The 14148-nt window shown below is 72.2% G+C and carries 13 protein-coding genes; 6 read left to right on the top strand and 7 right to left on the bottom strand.

Annotated elements, in window-relative coordinates; translation table 11 throughout:
• Nucleotides 1-138: 138 nt before the first annotated feature.
• From JOE35_RS07530 to JOE35_RS07520, 3 genes are all read right to left on the bottom strand, one after another.
• Nucleotides 139-1428, bottom strand: a complete 1290-nt coding sequence (locus JOE35_RS07530) for an MFS transporter (RefSeq protein WP_307802985.1) — start codon at nt 1426-1428, stop codon at nt 139-141.
• A 207-nt stretch (nt 1429-1635) separates the two neighbouring features.
• Complete coding sequence (locus JOE35_RS07525) at nt 1636-1968, bottom strand: thiamine-binding protein (RefSeq protein ID WP_209560570.1); 333 nt, start codon at nt 1966-1968, stop codon at nt 1636-1638.
• Between the two features lie 171 nt (nt 1969-2139).
• Complete coding sequence (locus JOE35_RS07520; RefSeq protein WP_209560569.1) at nt 2140-3567, bottom strand: glycosyltransferase 87 family protein; 1428 nt, start codon at nt 3565-3567, stop codon at nt 2140-2142.
• 79 nt (nt 3568-3646) lie between these two features.
• On the opposite strand from JOE35_RS07520, the gene JOE35_RS07515 reads away from it, so the two are divergent.
• From JOE35_RS07515 to JOE35_RS07505, 3 genes are read left to right on the top strand one after another with little or no spacing between them, the layout of a single operon-like run.
• Nucleotides 3647-4483 carry an ABC transporter substrate-binding protein gene (locus tag JOE35_RS07515; protein WP_209560568.1) on the top strand — a complete coding sequence of 279 codons (837 nt, stop codon included), beginning with the start codon at nt 3647-3649 and terminating at the stop codon, nt 4481-4483.
• On the top strand, nt 4447-5352 hold the full coding sequence (locus tag JOE35_RS07510) for an amino acid ABC transporter permease (protein ID WP_209560567.1): 906 nt from the start codon (nt 4447-4449) through the stop codon (nt 5350-5352). The genes JOE35_RS07515 and JOE35_RS07510 overlap by 37 nt, the downstream gene beginning before the upstream one ends.
• A gap of 56 nt (nt 5353-5408) precedes the next feature.
• Nucleotides 5409-6170, top strand: coding sequence for an amino acid ABC transporter ATP-binding protein (locus tag JOE35_RS07505; RefSeq protein ID WP_280870378.1), 762 nt, complete (start codon nt 5409-5411; stop codon nt 6168-6170).
• Between the two features lie 46 nt (nt 6171-6216).
• Here JOE35_RS07505 and mmsB read toward each other — a convergent pair whose 3' ends face one another.
• From mmsB to chvE, 3 genes are all read right to left on the bottom strand, one after another.
• Nucleotides 6217-7371: a multiple monosaccharide ABC transporter permease gene (mmsB, locus tag JOE35_RS07500; RefSeq protein WP_209561931.1), complete on the bottom strand. Its 1155-nt coding sequence runs from the start codon at nt 7369-7371 to the stop codon at nt 6217-6219.
• Between the two features lie 50 nt (nt 7372-7421).
• On the bottom strand, nt 7422-8969 hold the full coding sequence (mmsA, locus tag JOE35_RS07495) for a multiple monosaccharide ABC transporter ATP-binding protein (protein WP_209560566.1): 1548 nt from the start codon (nt 8967-8969) through the stop codon (nt 7422-7424).
• A 77-nt stretch (nt 8970-9046) separates the two neighbouring features.
• The gene (chvE, locus tag JOE35_RS07490) at nt 9047-10180 is read right to left on the bottom strand and encodes a multiple monosaccharide ABC transporter substrate-binding protein (protein ID WP_209560565.1); all 1134 of its coding nucleotides are present in this window, start codon (nt 10178-10180) and stop codon (nt 9047-9049) included.
• A 383-nt stretch (nt 10181-10563) separates the two neighbouring features.
• On the opposite strand from chvE, the gene JOE35_RS07485 reads away from it, so the two are divergent.
• Nucleotides 10564-11256 (top strand): YceI family protein, encoded by a 693-nt coding sequence (locus JOE35_RS07485; RefSeq protein ID WP_209560564.1) that lies wholly within the window; start codon nt 10564-10566, stop codon nt 11254-11256.
• Between the two features lie 134 nt (nt 11257-11390).
• On the opposite strand, the gene JOE35_RS07480 is transcribed toward JOE35_RS07485, so the two are convergent.
• Complete coding sequence (locus tag JOE35_RS07480; protein WP_209560563.1) at nt 11391-12263, bottom strand: ADP/ATP-dependent (S)-NAD(P)H-hydrate dehydratase; 873 nt, start codon at nt 12261-12263, stop codon at nt 11391-11393.
• Between the two features lie 85 nt (nt 12264-12348).
• Here JOE35_RS07480 and JOE35_RS07475 point away from each other — a divergent pair, with 85 nt between their 5' ends.
• Both JOE35_RS07475 and JOE35_RS07470 read left to right on the top strand, forming a co-directional pair.
• Nucleotides 12349-12984 (top strand): HAD family phosphatase, encoded by a 636-nt coding sequence (locus JOE35_RS07475; RefSeq protein ID WP_209560562.1) that lies wholly within the window; start codon nt 12349-12351, stop codon nt 12982-12984.
• Nucleotides 12981-14126, top strand: coding sequence for an NADH:flavin oxidoreductase/NADH oxidase (locus tag JOE35_RS07470; protein WP_209560561.1), 1146 nt, complete (start codon nt 12981-12983; stop codon nt 14124-14126). Before JOE35_RS07475 ends, JOE35_RS07470 begins: the two co-directional genes overlap by 4 nt.
• Nucleotides 14127-14148 lie beyond the last annotated feature (22 nt).

Genomic DNA, 14148 nt, shown 5'->3' with positions numbered 1-14148 from the left:
CGGCGGCGGCCGCGCCGCCGCGCCCGCCACTCACGAAACACGCGTAAGGGGACAAAACACCTTCGGGCCCGAGGGTGTTTTGTCCCTTCACGCGTGGTTCTCGCTGAGTCGACGGCGGGGGCGGCAGCAGCGGTGGCGCTAGCGCCCCTGCACCACGAAGACGGACCCCGTGTCGGTGTCCTCCTTGTGGTCCGCGTCGGCCGCAGCCGCACAGAGCGCCGCCTGACGAGCGTCGCCCGTCTTCTGCAGCCGGAAGCTGATCACGGTGAGCACGACGCCCACGAGCGCCAGCGCCACGCCCACCCAGCCCGGGGCCGCGAAGCCGAACCCGGCGGCGATGACGGCGCCGCCGAGGTAGGCGCCCGCGCTGTTGCCGAGGTTCATCGACGAGTGGTTGAGGGCGGCGCCGATCACCTGGCTCTCGCCGGCGACCTCCATGAGCCGCGACTGGACCGAGGGCCCGATCATCGAGCTGACGAGCCCGAGGAAGAACGTCGTCACGAAGATGCCCACGATCCCGTCGACGAGCAGCGCGTACGCGACGAGCGCGGTGATCAGCCCGATGAACCCGACGGTGAGCGCGGCCTTGAGGTTCTTGTCGCTCGCCCAGCCGCCGATCACGTTGCCGATCGTCATGCCCACGCCGACCCCGACGAGCACCCACGGCACGACGCCCTCGCCGACGCCCGTGCCCTCGGTCACCGCGTTCGCGATGTAGCTGTAGACCGCGAAGAACCCGCCGAAGCCGATGGCGCCGATGCCCATGACCAGCCACACCTGGGGCTTCTTGAAAGCACTGAGCTCGCGACGCATCGACGCTGAGGAGTCGCCCTCCATCCGCGGCACGGCGAGCGCGACGGCCAAGAAGGTGAGCGCGAAGATCGCGGCGACGGCGAGGTAGGCCGCGCGCCAGCCCTGCGCCTGGCCGAGGGCCGTGATGGACGGGACGCCGACCACGTTCGCGATCGTCAGCCCGCTGAGCACGAGGGCGACGCCCTTGCCCCGGTTGCCGGGGCCCATGATGGTGGCCGCCACGATGGAGGCGATGCCGAAGTAGGCGCCGTGCGGCAGCCCCGCGAAGAACCGCGCCCCGAGCACCCAGCCGAAGGTCGGCAGCACGGCCGACAGCAGCGTGCCGACGACGAACAGGGCGAGGAGCCCCATCAGCAGCTTCTTCTTCGGCAGGTGGGACGACATCGCCGCGATGGTCGGCGCGCCGACGACGACGCCGAGAGCGTAGGCGCTGACGAGCCAGCCCGCCTGGGCGATGCCCTCGTCGGACGACCGGGCGTAGAGGCCCGGCAGCAGGTCCTGCGCGATGTTCGGCAGCAGGCCCATGGCGACGAACTCGGTCGAGCCGATTCCGAACCCGCCGAGCGCGAGGGCGATCAGGGCGAGTGTCTTGCGACGAGTGGTGAGGACGATCACGGGCGGCTGCCTTCGAGGTCGGAGGGGTGGGCTGGGATCCAGGGACTCTCCGTCGAGCTGGCTGGTGCGCGACGGGCGTGGGGCCCGTTCGTGAGGAGCCTGTCGTTCGAATCGATTCGACAGGACCCCCATGATCTTACGACCTCAGGAGGCGCGACAACAGCCTCTGCACCGGTCAGGCACGTGCCCGTCGACAGGCCGGGAAGCTCAGCCCTGCTCGCCGAGCGCCTGCTCCAGCCGCTCGACCTTGCCGTCCAGCTCGCCGGTGCGGCCAGGGCGGATGTCGGCCTTGAGCACCAACGAGACGCGAGTGCCGTACCGGCCCACCGCCTCCGTCGCTCGCTTGACGACGTCCATGACCTCGTCCCACTCCCCCTCGACCTCGGTGAACATCGAGGAGGTGCGGTTCGGCAGCCCGGACGCGCGCACCACCGCGACGGCCGCGGCCACCGCCTCGTGCACCGAGTCGCCGTGCGCCTCGGGGTCGAGCGATCCGGCGGACGGACCGCCGCTGGGCGAGACGGAGAAGGCGACGATCATGCGGTCATCCTCGCACCGTCGCGGCCGTGACGGCACCCTGCGCCCTCGACCTCCGTAAATTGAGAGAGATGCGGGCGTCCGAGGCTGGTTCTGCCCGGTGAACGTGCCTCGCGAGAGCGGATCTGTCTCGCTCTGCGTCCGCTGGCCGGCAGATGCCGACCGGCGAGCCTCCTATGCGTGGATATCCGGGTGCTGCGGGGCGCTCCCGGCCTGATCTGTCGGGTTCTGCGGCATCCTCTGCGACTCAGCTGCGCCGTCGGCTCGCTCGGACGGCCCGACGCGCGCCGACGACCCGACGCGCCACAGCTGAACCAGCGCGACGACGAGCAGCGCCACCTCGCCGAGGTTCCGGACGGTGATCAGCACGAGCATCCACGGCTCCACGCCGAGCAGGGCCTGGTACTCCCACGGGTAGATCACCTGTGTCAGCGCGGCGATCCCCACGGCGAGCACGGCGGGCACGACCGGCCGAGCCGCCGACGCCGCGCCGCGCCGGGCGAGCACCAGCCCGAGCACGACGGGCGGCGCCAGCCAGGCCACGAACTGCGGCGAGCCGACCTTGTTGGTGACGATCAGCGCGGTGACGAAGGCGAGCGACAGGGGCGCGAGGAGGTGCACGGCCGACGCCCCGCGCCTCACGGCCCGCAGCCCCAGCAGCAGGACGAGCAGCACGACGAGCGCCATCAGCACGGTCGTCAGGCGAGCCGCGGTGCCCACCCCGTCGCCCTCGACCTGGTACGTCAGGATCTGGTGGTCGTAGTAGACGAACGCCCCCGGCACGCCAGCGGCGGCCCGCCACAGCCACGCGGTGGCGGTGGGCGACTCGACCTGGAGGCCGCGCCCCGCCTGCTCCCCCACGAAGCCGAGCACCGTCGCCCCGCTGCCGAGGACGAGCGAGATCGCGACCACGGTGACCGTCGTCGCGGCGGCGCCCACCACGACGTCGCGCCGGGCACGGCCGCGCAGGGCGACGACGGCCGCGACGACCAGCGCCGCCGGCCAGACCTTGACCCAGGCGGCGACGGTGAGCAGCACCGACGCGGCCAACGGACGGGAGCCGAGCAGCAGCAGGCCGACGATCGCGAACGGCACGGTGACGGCGTCGATCCGCCCGACGGCGATCGGCCCGAGCGCCAGCAGGAACAGCAGCCACCACCAGGCAGCTCCGACGTGCGGGCGTCCGCGCAGCCCGCGCAGCCCGCGCAGCCCGCGACCCAGCCCTCGGCCCAGCCCGCCCGTCAGCACCGCGAACGCCCCCGCGTCCAGCAGCAGCACGATCGTCAGCCACGCCTGCCCGTAGTGGGCGTCGCCGCCGACGCGGGCGAGCAGCATCGGCACGGCGGCGAGCAGCGGGTAGACCCACGGGCGGTCCACGCCCACCCAGTCGCCGCCTCCCACGCCCTGCTGCATCCAGGTGCGGTAGACGCTCCACACGTCGCCCATCGGCTGGTTCGGCCCGGTCAGCGCGGCGTGGCCGATCACGAGATGCACGAGCACGAAGGCCGACCAGAGCACGGCAGGGTGGGCCGCGACGCGCGCGGGCAGGCGGCGGGAGGCGCCGTCCGCGCCGGGTGCACGAGGAGGCGCGGCGACGGTCATGCGGGCAAGGCTAGCCGTCCGGCGTCACACGACGCCTCGGTGCCGCCGCCCGCGCCCCCGGACGGATATCCTGCCCCTCATGCCCCGCACCCGCACCCGTGCCCGCGTCCGTCTCGCGGCCGCAGCCGTCTCCGTCGTCGCCGCCGTCGCCTCCTTGTCGGCCTGCGCCCCCACGTCCGGCTCCGGCGGCTCCGGCGACGGCCTCGTCACCGAGGGCAAGCTCACGATCGCGACGGGCGAGCCTGCCTACAGCCCGTGGGTGGAGGACGACGACCCGACCACCGGCCAGGGCTTCGAGTCGGCGCTCGCCTACGCCGTGGCCGATCAGCTCGGCTACGCGAAGGACGACGTGGTCTGGGTGCGCTCCACCTTCGACGAGGCCATCGCGCCCGGCCCCAAGACGTTCGACCTGAACCTGCAGCAGTTCTCGATCACCGAGCAGCGCGCGAAGGCCGTCGACTTCTCGTCGCCGTACTACGAGACGCGCCAGGCCGTCGTCACCCTGCCCGGCAGCGCGGCCGAGGGCGCCACGAGCGTCGCCGACCTCGCCGGGCTGGCCATCGGGGCGCAGAGCGGCACCACGAGCTTCACCGCGGCCGAGAAGGTCATCGATCCCGACGGCGGAGTCCAGGCCTACAACTCGAACGACGACGCCAAGGCGGCGCTCGAGGCCGGCCAGGTCGACGCGATCGTGCTCGACGTGCCGACGGCCACGTACTTCGTCGAGGGCGGCGTGGTGCTCGGCCAGCTCGCCGCGGAGGACGGCGCGAGCGACGAGCTCGGCATCGTCCTGCCCCTCGGCAGCGCGCTCACGGGCGACGTCACCGACGCGGTCGACGCCCTGCGCGCCGACGGCACCCTCGACCAGCTGCAGCAGCAGTGGCTCGCCGACTACGACGTGACGGAGCTGTCGTAGCCCGCACCTCGCTCGAGGTCGACGCCCACCCCGTCAGCGACCTCGAGCTCGGCCGTCGCGCGTTCCGGCGGCGCCAGTCGGGGCGCTCGGTCGCCATCGCCGCCGTCAGCACGATCGCGTTCGCGGCCCTCGCCTGGTGGGCCGTCACGAGCACGCCCGGCTGGGACCGGGTTCGCTTCAGCTTCTTCGACGGCCCCACCCTCGTCGCCGCCTGGCCGCGCGTGCTCGAGGGTCTCTGGCTGAACGTCCGCGTGCTCGTCGTGGCGCTGATCGGCGTCGCCGTGCTGTCGACCGTGCTCTCGGCCCTCCGCACGCTGCGCGGCCCCGTCTTCTTCCCGGTGCGCGCCCTGGTGCGCGGCTACACGGACCTGTTCCGCGGGCTGCCGCTCATCATCGTGCTCTACCTCGTCGGCTTCGGCGTGCCGGGGCTCGGCCTCGGCATCCCCCGCCTGCCCGCGGAGGTCTGGGGCACGGTCGCGCTCGTCCTCACCTACTCGGCCTACGTCAGCGAGGTGATCCGTGCGGGCCTCGACGCCGTGCACCCGTCGCAGCGGCTCGCCGCCCGCTCGCTCGGCCTCAGCCACGCCGCGACGCTGCGGCTCGTCGTCTTCCCCCAGGCCATCCGCAAGGTCACGCCGGCCCTGATGAACGACGTCGTCTCGATGCAGAAGGACGTGGGGCTCATCTCGGTGCTCGGCGCCGTCGACGCCGTGCGCGCCGCCCAGATCGAGACCGCGACGGCCGCGAACTTCACCCCCTACGTGCTCGCCGGGCTGCTCTTCGTGCTGCTGGCCCTGCCGACCGTCTGGCTGACCGACTGGCTGTCGGCCCGCCTCCGTCGGCGTGAAGAGGCCGGGAGCGTCGTGTGAGCGAGCCGAGCAACAGCCAGGAGCAGAGCGCGGGCCAGGGCCAGGGCCAGGCAGACCTGACCGCAGGAGGCGCGGCGCACGGCGCCGACGTCGTGCTGCGCCTCGAGGGCGTCCGGAAGTCGTTCGGCGGCACGACGGTGCTCGACGGCATCGACCTCGACGTGGCGCGCGACGAGGTCGTCGCCCTGATCGGCGCCAGCGGCTCGGGCAAGTCGACGCTGCTGCGCACGGTGAACCTGCTCGAGCAGGTCGACGACGGGCGCATCGTGCTCGGCGGCGAGGACATCACCGACCCTCGGGTTCGCGTCGACGCCGTACGGGCACGCATCGGCGTCGTGTTCCAGCACTACAACCTGTTCCCGCACCTCAGCGTGCTCGACAACGTCTCGCTGGCGAGCCGGCACGTGCTGCGCCGTCCGCGCGCCGAGGCCGAGGCGAGGGCGCTCGAGCTGCTCGAGCGGGTCGGTCTCGGCGACAAGGCCCGGGCCTACCCCGACCGCCTGTCGGGCGGCCAGCAGCAGCGCGTCGCGATCGCGCGGGCCCTCGCCCCGAGGCCTGCCGTGCTGCTGCTCGACGAGGTCACGAGCGCGCTCGACCCCGAGCTCGTGGGCGAGGTGCTCGACCTCGTCCGCACGCTCAAGGAGGTGGGGACCACCATCCTGATGGCGACCCACGAGATGGCCTTCGCCCGCGACGTTGCCGACCGGGTGGTGTTCCTCGACGCCGGCCGCATCGCCGAGCAGGGGCCGCCGGCCCAGCTGTTCGGCGCACCGCGCACGGAGCGGGCGAGGGAGTTCCTCGCCCGCGTCTCGGGCTGAGGCGCCGGCGCCCCTCCCGGGGACCGCCGGCGCCCCGCGTCCGCCCTCAGCGGCGCCGGCGCTTGCTGTACACGTCGAACGCGACGGCCAGCAGCAGCACGAGCCCCTTGATCACCTGCTGCCAGGCGGCGTCGACCGAGAGGATCGACAGGCCCTGGTTGAGCACGCCCATCACGAGGCCGCCGATCACGGCCCCGACGACGGTGCCGATGCCGCCCTGCACGGCGGCGCCGCCGATGAACACGGCCGCGATGGCGTCGAGCTCGAAGCTCTGGCCCGCCGAGGCGACAGCGCTGCCGGCGCGAGCCGTGCTGACGACGCCCGCGAGCCCGGCGAGCAGGCCCATGTTGACGAAGATGCCGAAGGTGACCCACTTCGTCTTGACGCCCGACATCATCGCCGCGTAGAGGTTGCCGCCCATGGCGTAGACGTGCCGGCCGAAGACCGTGCGCGTCAGCAGGAACGAGTACAGCAGCACGAGCGTCGCCAGGATGATCAGGATGATCGGCGTCCCGCGGTTGTAGGCCAGCAGGTAGCAGAGGTACATGATCGCGGCGACGGCGATGGCGATCTTCAGCACGAACGAGACCGCCCGCTCGCGGGGCAGCTCGAGGCGGCGCAGGTTCGCCCTGGCCCGCAGCTGCTGGGCGACGAGGCCGGCCGAGGCGAGCAGGCCGATGCCGAGCGTGAACAGGTCGGGCTGGCCGGTGGTCGGCAGGGTGCCGGAGCCGATCGAGTTGAACGCCCGCGGCAGCCCGCTGATGGTGCCGCCCGTGAGCAGCACGAGGGCCACGCCGCGGAACACCAGCATGCCCGCGAGCGTGACGATGAACGCCGGGATGCCCACGAAGGCGATCCAGAAGCCCTGCCAGGCCCCGATCAGCGCTCCGACCAGCAGCGACAGCGCGACGGCCACGCCCCAGGGCAGGCCCCAGTCGTTCATGGCCAGCGCCGCGACCGCGCCGACCGTGGCGACGACCGAGCCGACCGAGAGGTCGATGTGCCCGGCGATGATCACGATCACCATGCCGATCGCGAGGATCAGCACGTAGGCGTTCTGCTGGATGAGGTTGCTGACGTTGCCGGGGTAGAGCAGTCGCCCCTCGGTCAGCACCTGGAACAGCAGCACGATGACGAGCAGGGCGGCGAGGATGCCGTACTGCCGCATGTCGATCCGGAGGCGCCGCTTGGCGCCCGGCATCGGCTGGGGCGCAGGAGGCGGTGCGGACGGACGAGGAGGTGCGGTGGTGGTCACGAGGCTTCTGCTCCTAGGTTCCTGGTCGCGGTCATGTGGCGCATCAGCTCTTCCTGGCTGGCGTCGGCGCGCGAGAGCTCGGCCGTGAGCCGCCCCTCCGCGATGGTGTAGATGCGGTCCGAGAGGCCGATCAGCTCGGGCAGCTCGCTCGAGATGACGATGACCGCCTTCCCCTGGGCTGCCATCTCGGCGATGATCCCGTAGATCTCGTACTTGGCCCCGACGTCGATGCCCCGGGTGGGCTCGTCGAGGATCAGCACGTCCGGGCCCGAGTAGATCCACTTGCTGAGGACGACCTTCTGCTGGTTGCCGCCGGAGAGGTTGCCCACCACCGACGAGACCGACGGGGTCTTGATGTTCATCTGTCGGCGGTAGTCGTCCGCCACGGCGTACTCGCGGTTGCGGTCGATCACGCCGAGGCGGGCGAGCTTGCCGAGCGCTGCCGCCGAGACGTTGACCGTGATGCTGCCGATCAGGTTCAGGCCGTAGCGCTTCCTGTCCTCGGTGACGTAGGCGATGCCGTTCTTGATGGCCTCGCCGACGGTGCGCGTCTGGATCTCGACGCCGTCCTTGTAGACGCGGCCGGAGATGTCGCTGCCGTACGAGCGCCCGAACAGGCTCATCGCGAGCTCGGTGCGCCCCGCCCCCATCAGGCCCGCGAAGCCGACGATCTCGCCGGCCCGCACGGTGAAGGAGGCGTCGTCGACGACCACGCGGTCCGCGTCGACCGGGTGGTGCACGGTCCAGTTCTCGACGCGCAGCTTCTCGGCGCCGATGTCGGGCACCCGCGGCGGGAACTGGCTGTCGAGCGGCCGGCCGACCATGGCGCGGATGATGCGCGTCTCGATCTCCGGGGTGTCCTCGACCGCGAACGCCTCGATCGTCTTCCCGTCCCGGATGACCGTGACCGTGTCGGCGATCGCCCGGATCTCACCGAGCTTGTGGCTGATGATGATCGCCGTGATGCCCTGGTCGCGCAGCTGGTCGATGAGGCCCAGCAGGTGCGCCGAGTCGTCGTCGTTGAGCGCGGCCGTGGGCTCGTCCAGGATCAACAGCTTCACCTCCTTCGAGAGCGCCTTCGCGATCTCGACGAGCTGCTGCTTGCCGACGCCGAGCTCGAGCACCTTGGTGACCGGGCTCTCGGCGAGGCCGACCCGCTGCAGCAGGGCCGCCGCCTCCAGGTTGGTGCGGTTCCAGTCGATGACGCCGCCGCGCTGCACCTCGTTGCCGAGGAAGATGTTCTCCGCGATCGAGAGGAACGGGCTGAGCGCGAGCTCCTGGTGGATGATCACCACGCCGTCGCGCTCGCTGTCGTTGATCGACGAGTAGCGGACGGGCCGGCCGTCGAGCTCGATCACGCCGCCGAAGCTGCCGTGCGGGTAGACGCCCGACAGCACCTTCATCAGCGTCGACTTGCCCGCGCCGTTCTCGCCGCAGATCGCGTGCACCTCGCCGCGCCGCACGCTGACGGACACTCCGTCGAGCGCGCGGACGCCGCTGAACTCCTTGACGATGTCGGTCATCTGGAGGATGACGTCGTCCATGTGGTCCTCGTTCCGTTCAGGGGTGAGGGAGCCGGCGGCGGCCCGTGGGGACCGCCGCCGGCTGCCGGGTGGTGAGGTCAGAGACCCACGTCGCCGGCGTCGACGAAGCCGGAGTCGACGAGGACGGACTGCACGTCGTCCTTCGTGACGACCACCGGGTCGAGCAGGTACGCCGGCACGACCTTGACGCCGTTGTCGTACGTCTCGGTGTCGTTCGTCTCCGGCTCCTCGCCCGCGACGATCGAGGCGATCATCGCCTGCACCTGGGTGCCGAGCTCGCGCGTGTCCTTCCAGACCGTCATCGACTGCTGGTCGGCGAGGATCGCCTTCACGTTCGCGACGTCGGCGTCCTGGCCGGTGATGATCGGCCAGTCCGTGCCCGCCTGGTAGCCGGCCGCGTCGAGGCTGGCCTCGATGCCGAGCGCGAGGCTGTCGTTCGGCGAGAGCACGACGTCGACCTTGTCGCCGCCCGTGTAGAACGACTGGAGGCGGTTGTCCATCTCGGCCTGGGCGTCGTCCGACCCCCAGCCGAGGATGCCGATGGCCTTCCAGCCGTCGTCGTCGGCCGGTGCCTTGCCGCTCGGCACCGTCAGGACGCCGCTCTCGACGTAGGGCTGCAGGACGTCCCACGCGCCGGCGAAGAAGAAGCCGGCGTTGTTGTCGTCGGGGCTGCCGGCGAAGGGCTCCATGGTGAAGGGCCCCTTCTCGCCGTCGGCGAGGCCGAGCTGGTCCTCGATGTACTGGCCCTGCAGCTGGCCGACCTTGTAGTTGTCGAACGTCGCGTAGTAGTCGACGGCCTCCGTGCCGTTGATCAAGCGGTCGTAGGCGATGACGGTGACGTCCTGCGAGGCGGCGTCCTCGAGCACGGGGCCGAGGGTCTGACCGTCGATCGCGGCGACGACGAGGATCTTCGCGCCTCCCGCGACCTGGTTCTGGATCTGGCTGATCTGCTGGTCGGTCTTGTTGTCGGCGTACTGCAGGTCGACGGTGCAGTCGTCGCCCTCGAGCTTCTCCTTGAGGCCCTCGCCGTCGTTGATCCAGCGCTCGAGGCTGCGGGTGGGCATGCTGATGCCGACGTTGCAGTCGGTACCGGCCGCGTCGTCCCCGCCGCCGGACGAGCCGCCGGAGGATCCGGCGGGTGCGCAGGCCGCGAGGCCGGCCACGAGGCCGAGCGTCAGGGCCGCGACGGAGATCTTTCGTGCTGTGGTCATGGTGCGGATCCTTCCGATGGGATCTGCCCGGGCGACGGGGTCGCGGCTCCCTCCGGGTGCGTGGGGAGCGTCGTGGCCGTGGTTCGTCGTCGAACCGGTCCAGATCGAGCTGTACTTCGCTGTAGTGCTCGAGGCCGACGAGGGTGCGTCGGCTATTTGTTGGCTCTCGGAACATATAGCCGGGAGGAGGCGCGCGCCAGAGCGCGGAGGCGTCGTTACCCAATCGAGATGAACGATGCTCGCGTTGGGGGCGACCGAGGGCTGGCTGCCGTCGCTGCACCTTCCCAGCGCCGTCCTAGGGTGACGCGTCATCATCCTGGTCAGGCGCCTCCTCCGTGCCGACCAGCCCGAGCACTCCCCGAGCCGACCCCAGGAGACACACCATGAAGAAGAAGACCGGAATCGTCCTCGGAGTCGCCGCCGTCGTCGTGGTGGGCCTCGGCGTCACCGCCGCGGTCGCCGGCCCCGCCTTCTACCGCGACGTGATCGTCGGCGAGCCCGAGGCCGCCCCCACCGTCTCGGTGACCCCCGGCGCGACGACCATCGACACGAGCGACCTCAGCGGCGCCTGGGACGTCGGCGAGGGCAGCACCGCCGGCTACCGCGTGGACGAGGTGCTGAACGGCACCGACGTCACGGTCGTCGGCACGACCGACCAGGTGACCGGCTCCGTCACCGTCGAGGGCGACTCGGTCACGGCCGCCACGATCGACGTCGACGTCGCGAGCATCGCGACCGACAGCGGCAACCGCGACGGCTACTTCCGCGACGACGCGATGCAGGCCTCGACCTACCCGACCGCGACCTTCGTGCTGACGCAGCCGATCGACGCGGGCGTCCCCGCCGACGGCGACGTCGAGACCGTGGAGGCGACGGGCGACCTGACCATGCACGGCGTCACGCAGAGCGTCACCGTCTCGCTGCAGGCCGCGCTCTCGGGCGACGGCGTGCAGATCAGCGGCTCGGTGCCCGTGACCTTCAGCGACTACGGCGTCGAGGCGCCGAGCTTCGGCTTCGTCCAGGTCGAGGACTCGGGCACCGTCGAGTTCCTCGTGTCGGCGACCCCCGCCTCCTAGGCACGCGCCCTCCCGGGAGGGGCCGGTCGTCCAGTCACCCCAGCACCGGCGAGGAGGTGTGGGGGGTTCCCCCCTGAGCCTGATCCGTCACGTGACGGAGCGCCAGCCCGTTCCGTGATCCGTCACGTGACGGATCACGCTCCACGCGTCTCTGCCCCTCCTGCTCCGGCGCGCAGCAGGGCGGCGATCGTCGCCGGGAGCGCGTCGACGAGGCCGAGCACCGTGAGGGGCCCGCCCCCGCTGGCACGCTCGGCGGCCAGGCCGTGCACGACCGCGGCGGTGGCCGCGAGACGGGCGAGGGCGTCGTCCTGGGCGAGCGCCTCGTCCGAGTGGGTGGCGACGAGCGCGCCCAGCACGCCGCCGAGCGCGTCGCCCGCACCGGCAGTCGCGAGCCAGCTCGGCGCGCTCTCGGCCACGAGCCGGGTGCCGCCCGGCGAGGCGACGTGCGTGTGGTGGCCTTTCACCAGGACCGTGCAGCCCCACTCCCCCGCCGCCCGTGCCGCAGCCTCGGCCGGGTCGGCGGCGACCTCGTCGACCGACCGGCCAGAAGCCCGCGCCAGCTCGCGGAAGTGCGGCGTCAGCACCACCGGCCCCGTCGCCCGCTCGCGCAGCGACAGCGCGCCCGCGTCGAGCACCAGGGGCAGCCCCGAGGAGGCGGCCGTCTCGAACCCGTCAGCGGTCTCGTCGTCGAGGTGGTCGGGGTCCACCCCCGAGCCGAGCAGCCAGGCCTGCACCCGGCCGGCGCTGGTGACGGCCTCCGGCCGACGGTGCAGCACGAAGTCCGACGCACGAGCCGGGCCGAGGTAGCGGAGCATGCCGACGCCGGTGTGCAGTGCCGCCTCGACGCCGAGGACGGCCGCCCCCGGGTACGAGGTCGAGCCGGTCACGACGCCGAGCACGCCGCGCGAGTACTTGTCGTCGTCGATCGCCGGGACGGCGATCCAGTCGGCGGCGTCGGCGGCGGTCCAGGGTGCGGGGCGGGAGGCGGAGTGCGGGTCGGTGGTCACGCCCCGACGCTAGTCGGGCTCGCGGCACCGGCGTCCGGAGCGCCGGTGTCCAGAGCAGTTGCGCGCCCGCCGATACGGTGGGTCGATGAGCATCTCGATCCCCGGCCGCACCGTCGTCTTCGACTACGGCGAGGTGATCTCGCGGTTCCCCGACGACGCCTCCCGTCGGCGCATCGAAGAACTGGCCGGGGTCGACCCTGCCGCCCTCTGGGCCAGCTACGGAACGCACCGGCACGCCCTCGACCACGGCAAGCTCACCGCCACCGGCTACTGGCGCGCCGTCGAGGCCGACACCGGCGCCGACTGGTCGCGCACGCGCGTGCACGAGCTGTGGGCCGCCGACTTCCCCTCGTGGTTCGTGCCCGAGCCCGGCACGCTCGACGTGATCGCCGACCTCGCCGACGGCGGCACCCGGCTGGCGATCCTCTCGAACGCCGGCCAGGACTTCTCCTCGCCGTTCCGCCACTCGCCCCTCGGCGACCTGTTCGAGCAGGTCTTCGTCAGCGCCGAGCTCGACGACCTGAAGCCGTCGGCCTCGATCTTCCGGCACGTCCTCGCCGAGCTCGGAACAACCGCCGCCGACACGGTGTTCATCGACAACAGGTCCGACAACGTCGAGGCCGCCCAGGCGCTCGGCATCACCGGGCACCTCTTCACCGGCCCCGAGCCGCTCCGACAGTTCGTCGAGGGCCTCGCGGGCCACCCCACCGAAAGGCGATGACCGCTCTCGTGACCCAGACGGACGCTGAACCCACGACCACCCCCGCACCCGGCGGCTCCCCCGTCGGCCTGTTCGACGCCGTCACCCTGCGCGGGCAGACCTTCCGCAACCGGCTCTGGGTCGCCCCCATGTGCCAGTACTCGGCCGAGAAGGAGGACGGCGTCGCCACCGACTGGCACCTCGTGCACCTCGGCTCGCTGGCACGAGGAGGCGCGGGCGCCGTGATCTCGGAGGCCGCGTCGGTCACCCCCGACGGCCGCATCTCGCCGCAGGACCTCGGCATCTGGAACGACGAGCAGGTCGAGGCGCTCAAGCCGATCACCGCGTTCGTCCGGTCGCAGGGCTCGGTCCCCGGGATCCAGCTCGCGCACGCCGGGCGCAAGGCGTCCACGTTCCGCCCCTGGAGCGAGACCCAGGGCTCCGTCCCCGAGGCCGAGGGCGGCTGGCCGACGGTCGCGCCGTCCGCGGTCGCGTTCGAGGGCTACGCCGAGCCGCGCGAGCTGTCGCGAGACGAGATCGTCGGGCTGGTCGAGGCGTTCGGCGCCGCCGCCCGGCGCTCGGTCGAGGCCGGCTTCGGGCTGATCGAGCTGCACGCCGCCCACGGCTACCTGCTGCACCAGTTCCTCTCGCCGCTCAGCAACCAGCGCACCGACGAGCACGGCGGCTCCCTCGAGAACCGCGCGCGCCTCCTCGTCGACGTCGTCCGCGCCGTGCGGGCCGAGGTCGGCGACGACCTGCCGCTGCTCGTCCGCTTCTCGGCCACCGACTGGGCCGAGGGCGGCTGGGACGAGCACGAGACCGCGACCGTCGCCGCCTGGTGCCGCGACGCCGGGGCGGACCTGTTCGACATCTCGACCGGCGGCCTCGTCGCCGGGGTGACGATCCCCGTCGGCCTGGGCTACCAGGTGCCGTTCGCCCAGCACGTGCGCGAGACGGCCGAGGTCGAGACGGGCGCCGTCGGCCTCATCGTGTCCGCGCAGCAGGCCCAGGCCGTCGTGGCCGAGGGTCGGGCGGACGTCGTGCTGATGGCGCGCGAGTTCCTCCGCGACCCGCACTTCCCGCTGCGCGCCGCAGCCGAGCTGGGCGTCGAGCTCGACTACTGGCCCGCGCAGTACCTCCGGGCACCGTTCCGCACCGCGTAGCGAGCAGCAGGGTCCGGGGCCC

Source organism: Frigoribacterium sp. PvP032 (genome assembly GCF_017833035.1).
Lineage (GTDB): Bacteria > Actinomycetota > Actinomycetes > Actinomycetales > Microbacteriaceae > Frigoribacterium.
This window is presented reverse-complemented; position numbering and strand designations above follow the sequence as displayed.